The sequence below is a fragment of the Streptomyces sp. NPDC047079 genome (assembly GCF_040643755.1).
GTDB lineage: Bacteria > Actinomycetota > Actinomycetes > Streptomycetales > Streptomycetaceae > Streptomyces.
Genome location: NZ_JBEYUZ010000016.1, coordinates 56,892 through 73,210, shown reverse-complemented (window position 1 = coordinate 73,210; position 16,319 = coordinate 56,892). Strand labels below are relative to the sequence as shown.

General features: G+C 72.1%; 12 protein-coding genes. 4 read left to right on the top strand and 8 right to left on the bottom strand.

Going from position 1 to position 16,319, the window contains the following annotated elements:
* Positions 1-149 precede the first annotated feature (149 nt).
* The gene (locus tag ABZ823_RS21175) at positions 150-992 is read left to right on the top strand and encodes a (2Fe-2S)-binding protein (protein WP_361662391.1); all 843 of its coding nucleotides are present in this window, start codon (positions 150-152) and stop codon (positions 990-992) included.
* 326 nt (positions 993-1,318) lie between these two features.
* Complete coding sequence (locus ABZ823_RS21170) at positions 1,319-2,365, top strand: DUF2637 domain-containing protein (RefSeq protein WP_361662388.1); 1,047 nt, start codon at positions 1,319-1,321, stop codon at positions 2,363-2,365.
* Positions 2,366-2,421: 56 nt separating this feature from the next.
* Here the strand turns inward: ABZ823_RS21170 and ABZ823_RS21165 are convergent, their stop codons facing one another.
* Positions 2,422-2,904: an ATP-binding protein gene (locus ABZ823_RS21165; protein ID WP_361662386.1), complete on the bottom strand. Its 483-nt coding sequence runs from the start codon at positions 2,902-2,904 to the stop codon at positions 2,422-2,424.
* 552 nt (positions 2,905-3,456) lie between these two features.
* Between ABZ823_RS21165 and ABZ823_RS21160 the strand changes: the two genes are divergently transcribed.
* Positions 3,457-4,125 (top strand): hypothetical protein, encoded by a 669-nt coding sequence (locus tag ABZ823_RS21160; protein WP_361662383.1) that lies wholly within the window; start codon positions 3,457-3,459, stop codon positions 4,123-4,125.
* Positions 4,126-4,162: 37 nt separating this feature from the next.
* Here ABZ823_RS21160 and ABZ823_RS21155 read toward each other — a convergent pair whose 3' ends face one another.
* Both ABZ823_RS21155 and ABZ823_RS21150 read right to left on the bottom strand, forming a co-directional pair.
* Complete coding sequence (locus ABZ823_RS21155) at positions 4,163-5,905, bottom strand: pyruvate dehydrogenase (protein WP_361662380.1); 1,743 nt, start codon at positions 5,903-5,905, stop codon at positions 4,163-4,165.
* Positions 5,906-5,959: 54 nt separating this feature from the next.
* A complete protein-coding gene (locus ABZ823_RS21150; RefSeq protein WP_361662378.1) occupies positions 5,960-7,816 on the bottom strand; it encodes a protein phosphatase 2C domain-containing protein in 1,857 nt (618 codons plus the stop codon).
* Between the two features lie 563 nt (positions 7,817-8,379).
* Between ABZ823_RS21150 and ABZ823_RS21145 the strand changes: the two genes are divergently transcribed.
* Positions 8,380-9,360 (top strand): helix-turn-helix transcriptional regulator, encoded by a 981-nt coding sequence (locus ABZ823_RS21145; protein WP_361662375.1) that lies wholly within the window; start codon positions 8,380-8,382, stop codon positions 9,358-9,360.
* A 188-nt stretch (positions 9,361-9,548) separates the two neighbouring features.
* Here the strand turns inward: ABZ823_RS21145 and ABZ823_RS21140 are convergent, their stop codons facing one another.
* From ABZ823_RS21140 to ABZ823_RS21120, 5 genes are all read right to left on the bottom strand, one after another.
* The gene (locus tag ABZ823_RS21140; protein ID WP_361662372.1) at positions 9,549-10,763 is read right to left on the bottom strand and encodes an SGNH/GDSL hydrolase family protein; all 1,215 of its coding nucleotides are present in this window, start codon (positions 10,761-10,763) and stop codon (positions 9,549-9,551) included.
* Positions 10,764-11,027: 264 nt separating this feature from the next.
* Positions 11,028-12,137: a ribosome small subunit-dependent GTPase A gene (gene rsgA, locus ABZ823_RS21135; RefSeq protein ID WP_361662369.1), complete on the bottom strand. Its 1,110-nt coding sequence runs from the start codon at positions 12,135-12,137 to the stop codon at positions 11,028-11,030.
* Positions 12,138-12,658: 521 nt separating this feature from the next.
* Positions 12,659-14,152, bottom strand: a complete 1,494-nt coding sequence (locus ABZ823_RS21130) for a cellulose binding domain-containing protein (RefSeq protein WP_361662366.1) — start codon at positions 14,150-14,152, stop codon at positions 12,659-12,661.
* Between the two features lie 228 nt (positions 14,153-14,380).
* Positions 14,381-15,751 (bottom strand): radical SAM protein, encoded by a 1,371-nt coding sequence (locus ABZ823_RS21125; RefSeq protein ID WP_361662363.1) that lies wholly within the window; start codon positions 15,749-15,751, stop codon positions 14,381-14,383.
* Positions 15,718-16,218 (bottom strand): pyridoxamine 5'-phosphate oxidase family protein, encoded by a 501-nt coding sequence (locus tag ABZ823_RS21120; protein WP_361662360.1) that lies wholly within the window; start codon positions 16,216-16,218, stop codon positions 15,718-15,720. The genes ABZ823_RS21125 and ABZ823_RS21120 overlap by 34 nt, the downstream gene beginning before the upstream one ends.
* Positions 16,219-16,319: the final 101 nt, after the last annotated feature.

Below are 16,319 nucleotides of genomic sequence, written 5' to 3'. Positions count from 1 at the left end.
CGGTCCTGGCGGTGCTGGGGGCAGTATGCGGTCCCCATGGGTTGTTACCGCTCGTAAAGCACCTTAGGCACCTTACGCTCCGGTTCCCCCACCGTTCACCTTCGATAAGGTAAGGCTTACCTACGAAGGCTCGTGAAACGGCGGTCCCTATGCCCCTCCCCGTCCCGCCCCCGTCCGCGCTCACGGATGCGTACACCCGGCTCGGTGAGGCGTACCCGGCCCTGACCGTCAGGGAACTGGGCCCGGGCGAGGCGGCTCCCGAGGGCGGCGACTGGTTTCCGGCCGCCCGCCTCGCGGAGGGCGGGGCCGCCCTCGACGCGTTCCTGGCCTGGGACGAGGGGCAGGTGCTCCGCGACTACGGGCGACGCGCCCGGCCGGACGTGGTGGCGAGCTTCGGGCTCCACCGGTACGCATGGCCGGCCTGTCTGCTGATCACCGCCCCGTGGTTCCTGCTGCGCCGGGTGCCCCGGCTTCCGGTGGAGCACGTCTCCTTCCACCGCGGTCTCGGCCGCATGGCGGTGCGGACCGGCGCGTTCGCATGTCTGCCGGGCGATCCTGCGGCCACGCTGCCCGGGGCCCGGGCAGTGGCGGACGAGGAGGCACTGCGGGCCGAGGTGCGGGCGGCCGTGGCCGAGCACCTGGAGCCGGTGCTCGCGGGTTTCGGGCCGCGCATGCGGCGCCGCGGACGGGCCCTGTGGGGCATGGTGACGGACGAGGTCGTCGAAGGCCTCTGGTACGTCGCCGGGGTGCTCGGCGAGGAGCGGCGCGCGATGCGCGAACTGGAACTGCTGCTGCCGGGTGCCACGAAGCCGTACGCCGGCTCGGCCGCGTTCCGTGAACTGGCCGGTCCGCACGGCGAGCCGCTGCCCACCCGGGACCGTGCGAGCTGCTGCCTCTTCTACACCCTGCGCCCCGAGGACACGTGCGTCACCTGCCCGCGCACCGGTGACGCCGACCGTGTGGCCAAGCTGACGTCCCCCGTCGCGAGTTGAGGGTTCCTCAGCGGCACGGTCCGCCCCGGCCCCGGCGGCCGGGACCGCTCCGCGTGCCGTAAGATCCACCCGAACGAGACCCCACCTGGACGACAGGTGTTTCACAACTTCCACACCTGCCGCGGGAACTTTCCGTGGAACCATCCGTCCGGGTAGTCTTATTCGAACTCAACTCCCGCCCCTCAAGCGGCAGTTCGAGCAGAACGCCGCCCAGGGCATCCCCTTGCACCTCGTTGGCGGCCTCTTGCCCCGAAACCCCCTGAGGGCCGGTGGAATTGGGCCACTATGGCGGGCGTTACGCCCTATCCCAATGCAAGGGACCCCAGATGAGACTGACCGACATATCGCTGAACTGGCTGCTTCCGGGCGCCGTATTGCTCCTGGGCGCGGTGGCGGCGGTGGCGGTGCTCGCGCGCGGAAAGCGCTCCTCCGGGGAGAACGCGAGCGCGGACGACTCGTGGGAGCGCGCCGAGGAGCGCCGCAGGCGCAAGGAGGCCATCTACGCCACGGCCTCCTACGTACTCCTCTTCTGCTGCGCCGCCGTCGCCGCGGCGCTCTCCTTCCACGGCCTGGTCGGCTTCGGCCAGCAGAACCTCGGCCTCACGGGCGGCTGGGAGTACTTGGTCCCGTTCGGCCTGGACGGCGCGGCCATGTTCTGCTCCGTGCTCGCGGTGCGCGAGGCCAGCCACGGCGACGCGGCGCTCGGCTCCCGGATCCTGGTGTGGACGTTCGCGGCCGCCTCGGCCTGGTTCAACTGGGTGCACGCGCCCAGGGGTATCGACCACGCGGGCGCGCCGCAGTTCTTCGCGGGCATGTCGCTGTCGGCGGCTGTGCTCTTCGACCGCGCACTGAAGCAGACCCGCCGTGCCGCACTGCGCGAGCAGGGGCTGGTGCCGCGTCCGCTGCCGCAGATCCGCATCGTCCGCTGGATGCGGGCGCCCCGTGAGACGTACAGGGCGTGGTCGCTGATGCTCCTCGAAGGCGTGCGCAGCCTGGACGAGGCTGTCGAGGAGGTCCGCGAGGACCGGCGCCAGAAGGAGCAGAGCCGGGCGCGCCGGCGCGAGCAGCAGCGTATGGAGCGGGCTCAGCTCAAGGCGCTCAGCCGGGGCCACCGTGCGCTGAGCGGCGGCAACGGCGGCCGCCAGGTCGAGGTGCCCACCGTGGAACGGGCGTCCGCACCAATCCCTTCGGAGCCTGCCCTACCCGCGGGTGAGCTGCCCTCGTCCACCACCCGTCCCTCGCTCCAGCCCGTCCGGAACTCCTCCGCTGACCCGATCAGGGTCGACCTCACCGCGGAGGACGACACCATGGCCCTGCCGCGGCTGGACTCCCTGGAGCGCAAGCTCAAAGACCTCGAGCAGCAGTTCGGCTGAGACCGGACGTCTTCACCGGAAGGGGGCGCGGCGGGCTGCCGCGCCCCCTTCCGGTGTCAGGCGGCCTCCGCGTCGAGGTCGAACCACACGGCCTTCCCCACCCCGTGCGCCCGTACACCCCAGGCGTCCGACAGGGACTGTACGAGGACCAGTCCCCTGCCGTGGGTGCCGTCGTCAGTGGTCGGCATCCGCAGATGCGGTCTGCGCCGGACGAAGTCCCGGACCTCCACGTGGAGTCCGCGGCGTGAGACGGTGGCCGTCAGGACCGCGTCGCGGTCGGTGTGGACGAGCGCGTTGGTGACCAGTTCGCTGGTGAGCAGTTCGGCTATCTCGGATCGTCCCGGCTTCCCCCAGTGCGTCAGCAGTTCCCGCAGTGCCCTGCGTGCCTCGGGCACGGCCCGTAAGTCCGCCCGTCCCAGCCTGCGGCTGAGCTGGGGACCCGCCGAGCGGTCCGTCGCGCCGTCGGTCTTTTCCTCCGCCTGCTTCGCCGAGAAGGCCCCGATGGTCACGGGACCGCCTCCTCGTGCTCGCCTCTTCATGACCCGCCCCGTACGTGATTGTCGGATCCCCTCCTGTCCGAACCCGTCAGGGGATCCATGCCCCGTCCGACAGGCGCCAGTCCTGTGGAATCGTCAACAACCGTCCGGTCTCGGTGAGACTCGGCGCCGGAGCTGCGCCAGGAACTCCCCCGGGGTGATCGCAGGACCGCCTTCGTCCTTCACGACGGAAATCACTTCGTCGTCACTCCAGACGACCGGAGTTCCCACGACACCGAAGGTCCCGAAATCCCCCACCGCTTCTCCCGCCCACTCCCTGTACGCGCCGTCCGTGACCTTCCGGTCGAACTGGGGGACCTCAACCCTTTCACCTCACCGGCCAGTGCCGGCAGCACGCGGTGCGTACGGGTACCGCGATCTCGATCGTTTCCTCAGCGATATGCATGGGCCACTCATATCTTCAGGCGCCGCTGCCCCCAGTGTCACCGCCCGTCCGCCGGGTCGCCGCACGGACCTTCTTCTAGCCTGGGAATGAGAGGACCGAGAAGCGCTGGAGAGTCCTGAAACGCAATTCATAGCGTGCTGGGAGGGCCCGTGCACGAGAAACTGCTGAACAAAATCACCGACGAGCTTTTGCGTCTGCGCCACGACTTGTCGCGCACCTCACGAGAACGGTCCGTGCCTTCCGGTTTCACGTTGGATCCGGTGCTGGTCAGCGACTTCGTCGCCGGCACGCTGGACGCCCGGGGCGAGGCCGCGCTCGCCGGCCAGGTCGCACGGCTCATGCCGGTCCACTGGGCCCTGCCCAACAAGCTCACCGAGACGATGACGCAGGTCGTCGACCACCTCGGTGGTCAGCGCGAGCTGATGGCCTGGCTGGACCGGCACCCGGGCCTGCCGCGACTGACGGCACGGTTGTACGTGTTCATGGGACTTCTCGATCGATTCAGCGCGAATCCCGCGGTTGTCACCGCTCTGCGTGAATCCCGGGAGCGGACGCCCTATCCACGCGGTCTTCACGATTACCTGGTGCCGGAAACCGACGACGAGACCCTCGGCAGTCTCGCCTACAAGATCGAGGAACTGCTCGGCGACGGCCGGAGAGATGACGCCACCGAACTCGCACTGGCCACTGCGGAGTGGCTCCGGGAGACCGCGCCACGCGCCGAGGAGCTCGATCCGGAGGTCGGGGACATGGGTGAGCTGATGGGCCATATTCACCGGGACATCCAGGCCGCAGCAACTCCTGACTCAGAGGACTAGGGCGCGTGTCGAAAGTCCCGTCGGGACGAAACAGGCCCTAGAACCGGGGCACATTCCGCAGATTGGAGCGGGCCATCTGGAGCATGCGTCCGACACCGCCGTCCAGCACGATCTTCGAGGCGGAGAGCGCGAAGCCCGTCACCATCTCCCGGCTGATCCTGGGCGGGATCGACAGCGCGTTCGGGTCGGTGACGACATCCACCAGCGCGGGCCCCTTGTGCCGGAAGGCATCCTTCAGGGCGCCCGCGAGCTGCTTGGGCTTCTCGACCCGGACGCCGTAGGCCCCGCACGCCTGGGCCACGGCCGCGAAGTCGGGGTTCTTGGCGCTGGTGCCGTACGCCGGCAGTCCGGCGACCATCATCTCCAGCTCCACCATGCCGAGCGAGGAGTTGTTGAACAGCACCACCTTCACCGGCAGGTCGTACTGCACAAGGGTCAGGAAGTCGCCCATCAGCATGGAGAAGCCGCCGTCACCGGACATCGACACGACCTGCCGCCCACGGTCGGTGAACTGCGCTCCGATCGCCATCGGCAGCGCGTTCGCCATCGAGCCGTGGGAGAAGGAGCCGATGACGCGACGGCGGCCGTTCGGGGAGATGTACCGGGCTGCCCATACGTTGCACATCCCGGTGTCGACGGTGAAGACCGTGTCGTCGTCGGCGATCTCGTCGAGGACCGCGGCCACGTACTCGGGGTGGATCGGGATGTGCTTGTCGACCTTCCGGGTGTACGCCTTCACCACGCCTTCGAGCGCGTCCGCGTGCTTCTTCAGCATCCTGTCCAGGAAGCGGCGGTTGTCCTTGGCCCGCACACGCGGGATGAGACAGCGCAGGGTCTCCTTCACATCGCCCCACACCGCGAGGTCCAGCCTGGAACGGCGGCCCAGGTTCTCCGGCCGCACATCGACCTGGGCGATCAGCACGTCGTCCGGCAGGAAGGCGTTGTACGGGAAGTCGGTGCCCAGCAGGATCAGCAGGTCGCACTCGTGGGTGGCCTCGTACGCGGCGCCGTAGCCGAGCAGGCCGCTCATTCCGACGTCGTACGGGTTGTCGTACTGGATCCACTCCTTGCCGCGCAGGGCGTGTCCCACCGGGGCCTTGATCTTCCCGGCGAACTCCATGACCTCGGCGTGCGCACCGCGAGTGCCGCTGCCGCAGAAGAGGGTGACCTTCTCCGCCTCGTCGATCATCGCCACCAGCCGGTCGATCTCGGCGTCGCCGGGACGGACGGTGGGGCGTGCCGTGACCAGGGCGGTCTGGGCCGGCCGGTCGGGAGCGGGCTCGTCGGCGATGTCACCGGGGAGCGAGACGACGCTGACGCCGCTGCGGCCGATCGCGTTCTGGATCGCCGTCTGGAGCAGCCGGGGCATCTGCTTCGGGTTGGAGATCAGCTCGCTGTAGTGGCTGCACTCGCTGAACAGCCGGTCGGGGTGGGTCTCCTGGAAGTAGCCGAGACCGATCTCGCTGGACGGGATGTGAGAGGCGAGTGCGAGCACCGGGGCCATGGAGCGGTGTGCGTCGTACAGGCCGTTGATGAGATGCAGATTTCCGGGGCCGCAGGAACCCGCGCAGGCGGTCAGCTTCCCGGTGATCTGCGCCTCGGCGCCGGCCGCGAAGGCGGCGGTCTCCTCGTGGCGCACATGGACCCAGTCGAGGGCGGAGTTGCGGCGGACGGCGTCCACGATCGGGTTGAGGCTGTCGCCGACCACCCCGTACAGGCGTTTGACTCCCGCCCGGGCGAGGATGTCGACGAACTGGTCGGCGACGTTCTGCTTGGCCATGGATCCATGCACCCCTTCGGTCTCCTTGGGTCCATCAATCCACAGGGGTCGCGATCACGCCTCCCAGACGGCGGCCGCCGTACGGTCGTCGGCGTAGCCCTTCACCCTCACCCGGGTGTCCGCGAGAAACGTGGTGAGAGCGGGCGGCCCCCCCGCCGACCAGCGAACCGTCAGGTGCTCGGCGAGCTGCGGCTCACCGCGCAGCGGGTCGGCCAGGCCGGGGGTGCACAGCAGGAGCGTGTCACCCGGGTGGGCGATGGAGGCGCGGAAGCGGAAGGGGTCCCGGGGTGGCTCCGGTGCCCTTTCGTACGGGCTGGGGGGTGTTGTGACGCCCAGGTCCATGGTGAGGCGGTCGCCCTCGGGGGTCTCGGACGGCAGCGCGCCGAACCCGACCACCGGCTCGCCCGCCGTCTCGGTGACACGGGGCTCGATGTCCTGCCACTCGCCTCCCCGCAGCCGGAACAGGCCGCCCTCGCCGACGCCGAAGAACACCCGTGTGCGGCAGGCCGGGTCGGCGGGCAGCAGCAGACAGCGCAGGGCGGCGGTGTACTCCTCGGGGTCGACACCCTGTTCGACGGCGCTCGCGCGGAGCTTGCCGAGGCTGCGGTCGGTCAGCCGGTGCAGGCCCGACTTCAGGTCGCCGCGCCGGGCGGCCCGGATGTCCTCGCCGAGACGGACGTAGCTGCGGCCGACGGCCCGTCCGATCCACCGGCACACCTGGGCGGCGGCCCGGTGCGCCCCGGGGGTGCCCCGCGCGCCTGTCGCCATCGCGACGAGGACGAGGGCCTTGTCGCCCGTGCCGAATCGGGCGGTGAGCAGGCAGTCCCGGCGCGGCTCGCCCCGGAAGCGCGCCGAGTCACCGCGTACGGAGGCCGCGCGCAGCGTAAGGGTCCCGTAGCGCGCCCCGTCCAGCACGGTGTCGGGGACGAGGTCCTCCAGGGCGTCCGGGTCGGCGAGCGGGAGGGCGGTGGGCTCGGCGTCGTAGGTGGGCGGGCCGGAGCCGACGTAGTCGACCGGGAGCGGGGTGCGGGGGACGACCTCCTGCGCGGGCGGACGGGCGTGGGAGGGAACCTCGCCGGACCCGGGCGGGGGCGCGGCCACGGGAGCGGGCCCGGGCGGGGCGGTATCGGCGTCGGTGGGGAGGGCCGGCGGGCGGTCGGGGGGTGGCGGTACGGCGCTCGGGACGCGGTCGGGCGGCTGCGGCACGTCGGCCGAAGGGCGGTCCGGGGGCGCAACCGTGGCGGGTGGCGGCTGCGACGGGGCGCCGGCGGCGGGAGCCGCCGCCCGGAACCCCGGTGGCTTCGGGCCGGGCGGGAAGGTCACCGGGCCCTGCGGACGAGCGGACGGGGGGTCCCACGGGACAGGCCCGGAACGCGGGCCGGTGGGCTGCCGGGCCTCCCGGGACCCGGGCAGGGCACCGTCCGCCGTGGGGTCGCCGGGCCGGCCGGAATCCGATCCCCCGAACGGCGCGGCCCCGTCATCGCGCGGGGGGTCGTCCGCGCCCGGCGCGGCGCTGGGCCCGGCCGCCCCCGTGGGCGCTGCGGTTGTGGTCCACCAGGGTGCGGCGGAGCTGGGCCGCCCGGTCCCGCGCCGTTCCGGGAAGACCGGTGGCGGCTCGGGTGGGAGCGCGGGCTCGGGTGGGAGCGCGGGCTCGGGTCGGAGCGCGGGCTGGGGTCGGAGCGCGGGCTGGGGCGGAAGCGCGGGCTCGGGCGGAAGCGGCGGCTCGGGTGGGAGCGGCGGCTCGGTCCCGTCCCCGGGGGTTCCCCGGCCGACCGTGCCCGCCGCGGAGGCGAAGCGGTCGTCCAGGCTGTCGGCCCCGGGGGCCGGACCGGTGTCCCCGGTGGAGTCGTCGTACAACTGCCCCCACCAGTCGTCGTCGTGGCCGATGGGCCTCTCCCCCTGCTGGCTCATGCCCCCAATTGTCCACCGCATGCGGCGTATGGAAACGGGGCATCGGGAAAATCCTCCCGCGGCACAGGGTGCCTGACGGTGTGACAGGCAGTCTGACGGTGTGTCGGATGATGCCTCGAACGGTGATGCGAAGCCGGCCAGGGTGAGGCGAGCCGCCGGACGATCCCACCCCCCACAGGGGGACCGCCCGGCGGCGCCGTGGTGACGGGCCCGGCACGCCTCCGGTGCTCCGTCACGTCTTCGAGGGCCGGGTCGCTCCCGGCCCGGTGGGGCCGAGTGCCACCCGCCTTCCCGAGGTTTCGCCGTGACCCGCCGGACCGCTGTATGCGGCGACCGGCGGCACAGCCTCCTCAGGTCCCCTCCCCAAGGCTCCCTCGAGCCGCGTCCGCACAGGCCGAGTGGTCCCGGACGGCGATACGGGCGGTGGTTGCCGCTTCGGTGGCGCCACCTTGGCAGACGGACCGGGGGTACGGCGATGATGTTCCGAGGCGGATTTGCGCCGTGGCTGTTTTCCGCCACGCACCGCACCGCGGGGTCTTGGCTCAGGGGAGGGACGACGGCTGATGCTGGCAGCGATAGGGCTGGACGGGACGCACGAGTCTGCGTACCGGGCACTGGTGTCGGTGGGCGCCGCCGACGTGCCCGATCTTGCACGGCGGCTGGTACTCGGCGAGCGGGACACCGAGCGTCTGCTGCGCCGCCTGGAGCGCCACGGCCTCGCGGCCCAGTCGTCGGCCCGCCCCGGCCGCTGGGTGGCGGCGCCGCCCGGGGTGGCGTTGGGGGCGCTGCTCACGCAGCGGCGACACGACCTGGAGAAGGCGGAGCTGGCGGCCGCGCTGCTCGCCGAGGAGTACCGGGCGGCGGCCTCCGAGCCCGCGGTCCACGATCTGGTCGAGGTGGTGATCGGCGCGCCCGCGGTCACCCAGCGCTTTTTGCAGCTCCAGCTCGGCGCGACGGAGGAGGTGTGCGCCCTTGTCACCGGGACCCCGGTCGCCGTGACGGGGATGGAGAACGAGGCGGAGGAGCAGGCCGCCGGCCGCGGCGTCCGCTACCGGGTGGTCGTCGAGCGGGCGGTGCTCGACCGGCCCGACGGCATCGCCGAGCTGACCGCCGCGCTGAGCCGCGACGAGCAGGTGCGGGTCGTGGACACGGTGCCGACCAAGCTGGTGGTCGCCGACGGGACCCTGGCCATGGTTCCGCTCACCGCGCACACGGCGGAGCCGGCCGCGTTGGTGGTGCACGCCAGCGGACTGCTGGAGCTGCTGTCCGGCCTGTTCGAGTCGGTGTGGCGGGACGCCCTGCCGCTGCGCCTCGGCCCGTCCGGCGCCACCGAGCAGGCTCCCGACGGCCCCGACGGCACCGACCTCGAAGTCCTGTCGCTGTTGCTCGCCGGCCTGACCGACGCGAGCGTCGCCAAGCAGCTCGACCTGGGCCTGCGGACCGTACAGCGCCGGGTGAAGAGGCTGATGGAGCTGACCGGGGTGACGACCCGGCTGCAACTCGGCTGGCAGGCCTATGAACGGGGCTGGGTGGCGCGGCACTGACCGACACCGCAACACATCGGCTCCCTACGCCGAGCCCGGCACGCCGACGCGGGCCGTCCGCACCCAGGAAGCCCGCAAGGGCGAGTCGGTGCTCATCACGGCGGGGGGGCGACCGCCCGGACCTCGTGATCGCCCCCGTCACGCCGAAGGCGCCCGCTGCCCGCTGGGGCATGCCGGCCTGATGCCCGTCATCTGCCGAGAACCGCCGAGTCGACGGTTCCGGCCAACGCCGCCATCCCCGCGTCGCCGAAGTGGAGGTGGTCGCCCGAGTCGTAGGCCGGCCGGATGCGGTCGGGACGCGCGGGGTCGCGGACGGCCGCGTCGAAGTCCGCGACCGCGTCGAAGACCTCGCCGCGGATGAGGGCGTTGATGGCGTGGCGCAGGCGCTCACGCGCCGGTGTCCAGGCGCTGTGGCCGCCGAACGGAGTGAGGGTGGCCCCGATGACGCGGATGCCGTGGGCGTGCGCGCGGGCCACGATCCGGCGGTACGCGCGGACGAAGGCGCCCGGATCGGTCTGGGGCGGAGTGCCCTTGAGGTCGTTGACGCCCTCCAGGACGATCAGCGTGCGCACCCCGGTGCGGGAGAGGACGTCGGCGTCGAGACGGCTCAGTGCGCTCGGGCCGACCCCCTCGCGCAGAAGGCGGTTGCCGGAGATCCCGGCGTTCAGGACACCGGGCCGCCGCCCGGCGGGCAGGGCACTCAGCCGCCGGGACAGCAGGTCGGGCCAGCGGCGGTTGGTGCCGTACGAGGACCCGTTGCCGTCGGTGAGGGAGTCCCCGAGCGCGACGACGCTGTCGGGGGCGGCCGGACGCAGTACGTCGACGCCGGTCACGTAGTACCAGTGGGACACCCTGTCCGTGTACGCGGCGGCGCCGGGGTCTGCCGCGCGGTTGCCGTTCCTGGCGAGGAAGGTGGGTTGCAGGGAGGTGCGGTGGTAGGTCGCCGGGCCGCAGTCGGCGGAGGTGTGCACGGTGACGAGCAGGTCGGCGTCCGCCGGAACGGCGAGGCGGACGGGGTCGGTGACCCGGTCCTCTCCCGGCGGGACGGTCACGGAGGTGGCGCCGGCGAAGGTGGCGGTGCGCAGGGAGCCGGGCACCGCCTCGGGGCCGGCGGGGTCGTGGGCCCGCTGCAACGCGACGGTGACGGTGTCGAGGCGGAGCGGGGCGGTGCCCAGACGGTTGGAGAGCCGGATCCGGGTGGCGCTGCCGCCGACGCTGGTGTGCACGACGTTGCGGATCGAGGTGCCGGGGAGTGCCGGGGCGGTTCCGGAGGCGGCGGCCTCCCAGGTGCCGGTCCACCGCGGTGCCGTCTCGGCCCGGCCGACGGCATCCGGATAGGGGGGCGCGGCCGACAGGACGGTGAGCGCGAGCACGACGAAGCAGCGGCGCCGTGTTCCGGTCATCCAAGGCAGACGGATCATACGGACGTGCCCTTTCCGTACCGGTGGCCCCGGTCGCGGGGGCCGGGAAGCGCTCGATGGCTTCCCGGGACGGATCGGCGCGATACCCCCTGTCACACGTACGGAGCAACCCCGCCCCCCGGACGGCTGACCCTCGGCCGTTCCCCCGGCCCCGGCCTCGTACAGGAGCCCGGAGCCTGGAGACGGCTGAACGGCGCCTGTCCGGCCGGGCCCGGGGTCCCGCCCCCGGGCCCGGCCGGACACCGTCTAGTGCCACCGCCCCCGCTTGGCCTCCATCGCCGCCTTCCCCTCGGCTCCCTTCCGCTTCCACTCGCGTCGCAGCTCGGCCCGCACCCGGGCGTCCGTCTTGGCGACGATCCGCTGGTTTTCCCGCAGCAGTTTGCGGTAGCTCTCCAGCCGTCGCTCGGACAGTTCCCCGGCCTCGAGCGCCGCGCGCACCGCGCACCCGGGTTCCGCGCCGTGCGCGCAGTCGTGGAAACGGCACTCCGCGGCCAGTTCCTCGATCTCGGAGAACACCTGGCCCACGCCGGTCCCGGCGTCCCAGAGCCCCACCCCGCGCAGCCCGGGGGTGTCGATGACGACTCCCCCGCCCGGCAGCAGGAGCAGATTGCGCGTGGTGGTGGTGTGGCGGCCCTTGCCGTCCATGTCCCTGGTGGCCTGTACGGTCATGACGTCGTCGCCGAGCAGCGCGTTGGCGAGGGTCGACTTCCCGGCGCCGGACTGCCCGAGCAGCACGGACGTACCGCCGGACAGGACGGCGGCGAGGACGTCGAGTCCCTCGCCCAGCCGGGCGCTGAGCGGCAGCACCGGCACTCCGGGGGCCGTCGTCTCCACGTCCTCGACGATGTACGAGAGCGTCACCGCGTCCGGCACCAGGTCGGCCTTGGTGAGCACCACGACCGGCTGCGCCCCGGACTCCCAGGCCAGTGCGAGGAAGCGTTCGATCCGTGTGAGGTCCAGTTCGACCGCTAGCGAGACGGCGACGATCGCGTGGTCGACGTTGGCCGCGAGGATCTGTCCCTCGGACCGCTTGGAGGAGGTGGAGCGCACGAAGGCGGTGCGGCGCGGCAGATACGTGCGCACATAGCGGGGGTTGCCCGCGGGGTCGACGGCGACCCAGTCGCCCGTGCACACGACACGGAGGGGATCGTGCGGGGTGACGAAGGCGGTGTCGGCGCGGAGCACCCCTTCGGCGGTGACCACGTCGCATTGGCCGCGGTCGACCCGTACGACACGGCCGGGCAGGAGCCCTTGCTCGGCGTATGGGGCGAACTCCGACTCCCAGCCCGCGTCCCAGCCGTACGTGGCGAGTGGGTGAGAGGAAGCCGAAGACGCCGAAGGAAAAGAGAGGTTCAAGGGAAACCCTTCACAAGGGCGGCCCCGGCTGCGCGCGGTGTGCGCTGTGGGAAAGGTCAGCCGGAGGCCACGGAGGTGGAGTGGATGATCTTCTGGTTGCGGGCAGCGCCCATCACAAAGACAGCCATCGGTCACACCTCCCGTTCCTTACTCGGCCGACGGCGGCAGCCAACAGCCGCCACGAGAAAGCACGCCCAACATAGAGACGCCCACACTCAGGCGCCACCGAATTTCCGTCCGTGTCACCTGCACGACCTCGCACGCGTTCGGCGCTCTGAGGCCCTTCGTGCAGAGCGTGGCTGGTGATTCGCGGTCACCGCCGCCCCTCCGGCATCGGCTTCCGCGACTCCGGGAACACCACTGGACCGCACTCGCCATCACCCGCTCACGGCCACCGCACGGGCCTCGCCCCGACAGGCGGGCGGAGCGGGGGTGGCTGGGGCCGGAGCATGGGGCAAGACGGCCGAGGCCCGCGGGCTCGGTTGTCCGCAAGCGCGCCTCGCTGAGCGAAACCCCCTGGCTCATCCGGTCGTCGAGCAACCGGCCCCGTTCACCGTGAAGGCGTGCGGTGCGGTGTTGTCGCCGTGCCGGGAGGCGATGAATCCGACGGCGAAGGTGCCGTTCGCGGCGACCTTCTTGTTGTACTCGGCGGCCTTCGCGGTGACTTGGGGGCCGTCCTGGCCGAAGGTGCCGTCCCACATCTGGGTGATGCGCTGGCCGTCGCCGAAGGTCCAGCCGATGCTCCAGTCGTCGAGCGCCCGGGTCGAGGTGACCGTGACGGTGGCCTGGAAGCCGCTCGGCCACTCGTCGACGACGTGGTATGTGACCCGGCAGGTCGACGGCGTGCGCGAGGCGGGGGCCGACGCGGTGGACGGGTCGTCGACCGGGCTCGTCGACCTGCCCTGCGGTTCGGTGTCCGAGTCACCGCTGCTGGCCGTACCGGCCGGGGCGGCCGGACGCGAGGTCGGGGGTGCGCCGGTCCGGGCGCGGCCCGGGGTGGTGCCGAGGGGCGGCAGGGAGGGCGTCGAGACGGCGATGGCCCCGTCCGCCGAGTCGCCGCTCGCGCTCGCCCGGCCGCCCGGATCGCCGAGTTGCATCAGCGAGACCGTCAGCGCCAGCGCGGACACGATCACGGCCGCGGCCAGGATCCCGGCCCGGCCGAACCGGGGCCGTGTCACGGCGCCCACCGCGACGCCCCGGTCCGTGCCCGCGTCCGCGCGCCCGCCGCTCAGCCCCGCCTCCGCGGCCCGGCGCCGCCGCTCCAGATAGGCGAGTCCGCCCCAGCCGATCACTCCGCTCGCCAGTGCGGCGGGCGTGCCACCGCCGTGCAGCCGCAGACAGGCCGCGGCCTCCGCGCACTCGGCGCAGGTGGCGAGGTGCCGTGAGACGTCCTCCGGTGTCTCGGCGCCCGGGGAGCGGGTGACCGCGTCGAGGAGCCGGGCGTAGCTGCGGCAGTCGGCACCCATCGGCGTGTCGAGGTGGTTGCGCCGGCAGCGGTCCCGGAACAGCGCCCGCACCTGGACGAGTTCCTGCGTGGCGGTCGCGGGGTCCAGGCCCAGCCGACGGGCCACGTCGGGCAGGGGCAGCGCCTCCACTTCGGCCAGCCACAGCAGCGCCGCGTCCGGCTCCTGCATGTCCTTCAGTCCGCGCAGGGCCAGCGGGCGGCTAAGGGGCGGCCCGGTGTAGCGGGCGGCCTTCTCGGAGTTCAGCCACAGCCGCAGTTCCGGGTCGAGCCGGTGTCCCTTGCCCTCCGCCTCCCAGGCGGCGGCCGTGGTGCGGACCGCGGTGAGCAGCAGGGGGATCCGGGGCAGCCGCGGGGTGCGGCGCCCGGTGGTCCTCTCCTGGCCCTCGGCCTCCCGTGCCTCGCCGATGCCGCGGCTGAACGCCTCGGTGGCCAGCTGCCTGCCGGAGGCGGAACCCGAGGTGCACAGGTCGGCATACGACAGGACCGCGTCCCAGCACTCCGAGAACAGCGCCGCCTCGGCGGCGTCCTGGGGGGTCGGCAGGTCGGGCATGGAGAGCTCCTGCATCAACTGCTTCCGCAAGCAAAGCCAACTCGCCTGGAATACAAGGGGGTTGGGGGGGCCGTCTCACGACAGGCCCAGAGCTTTTCACGCCTCCCACACAACTGACAAGCGGCGTATTCAATTGCCGTTGCCAGGTGTTGCGGAGCTCGCACCATGTCGAGTTGTACGGATACGGGCCCCGTCGCGACTCAGCGTGCGGGGCCCGTGATGCCTTCGTTACGTGTGCTGCGCCGGGAGGGAGTCCCCGAACGCACGCTCCGCGCTGGAGGGCTCCTCGGCCGCTTCCTCCGCCGGGAGGCTGTCCATGAAGGAACTGACGGAGAACACCGCGCGGCCGGGTCCGGGCGGGCCGTAGCCGGGCGGCGAGGACAGCCCGAAGTCGTCCATCGTGGCGCGGTAGGCCTCCAGCAGCCGGATGTGGTACTCCAGCGGGGCTCCCTGAGGGTTGGCCTTGCCGAGCGGGGTCGTCGGTTCGGGGCACCATGTGGTGAAGCGGGGCGTGATGCCGTGCGACATGAAGAAGCGCAGGCCCTCGGTGGTGGAGGCGATCGCCTCGTCGACGGTGGTGAAGCCGAAGGGCTCGGCCATCTCGACGCCCGCCACGAAGTTGGGGATCACGTTGCGCGCACCGAAGACGTCCGCGGAGTCGAGGATCCGCCGGTGCCACTCGTCCCGGCCGACGTACCGCTCCTTGCCCGGGCAGTACAGCTCGAACAGACGCCGGTCCCACACCTCGAAGTTGGGGTGGTAGATCTGCACGCCGTAGTCCTTGAAGCGCTGCACATCGGCCTTGGGCAGCGCCTGGGCGACGACCTTGCCGATCCAGCGGCCCGGGAAGCGGTCCTCGATGGCCTTGGCGTAGTGCCCGTAGAAGTCCGCCTCGTCCCGGCCCGCGACCTTGGAGGTGATCGCGCCGCCGGTGAGGGTGTAGGCGGTGGACGCCTTCTGGGTGTCGTACCGGTCGATGATCTCCAGCGCCTCGAGGACCTCCTCGACGTCCTTGACGCCGGTGTAGGGCCGCCCGGCCGCCTTGTGCTGGCGCCAGTTGTGGTTGATGTCGCAGTACTGGCACTCCTCCTTGGCGCCGAAGTACTGGCACACGCGGAAGACGGTGAGGTAGATCAGGTAGCCCCACTGGATGGTCGGGGCCACCTCCATCACGGACTTCCCGTTGGACAGGGTGTGGCGGTAGTACTCGGGCATGGGCGGCACGCCGACGTCCGCGATCCGCCGCCCGTCGAGGTAGAGCCCGAGCAGCCCCTGCTCGTCCGCGGCCACACGGTAGGGCGAGGACGGATTGACGCGTACGGAGACGACCGTCCGCCGCAGGTCGTAGGGGCCCCCGGTGAGGATGATCTCCTCGGGCGGGCGCCGCAGCGCCGCCTCGCCGAGCTCGGGCAGGGTGCCGTGGTCGAAGGAGAAGATGAAGTACGACTTCGGCTTGACCTCGCCGTTCTCGTTGTCCGAGAGCGCCGACGCATCGAAGGCCACACCCCCGCGGAGCAGATCCTCTTTGAAGACGGCTTCCCGCGGTACGTGCGGGAATCGCTCCATCAGATCCTCGACCAGTGCGGTGCGGCTGCCCATCCCGTGTCTCCTCCCGGCTCAGGCGTTCGACTTCTCACGGTATGCCCCCGCCCGCGCGTCAGCCGTACCGGGTCCCCCGCGCCGCGCGATGTGCTCCGGTACGGCGATGTCCGGGGACATCCGGGGGTCCGGCACGGGCGTGGCCCACGCCGAGGTGAGCGGCGGCACACCGGCCCACGGGCCCAGCTCCGCGTCCGGCCCGTCACCGTCACGCAGACCGGGGCGCCGCCCGCGAGGCTGCGGCCGGCGACCGAGCCATGGAGGTGGAGCTGCCGCTCGTCCCGCCCGTACACCGTGGGCACGACCAGCGGCCGCCCGTCGACGACGACGCCGGGATGGCGGACGAACCCGGCGTCGAGGATCGCCTGGAGACCGGCCCGCCGGAGGCTGTCCTGATCGCTCAGGCGGCGGCGCCTGGTCGGCTCGGTCAGCGGGAGGGTGGCGGGGAGCGGCGGAGGCTGTGTCATGACCGGCGAGGCTACCGATATAGGTTCCCGGTGGATGCGCCGTCGCGGGATGCGCCGCGGACGAGACGCGCCGTTGCGGGACGCGCCGTTGCCGATACGCG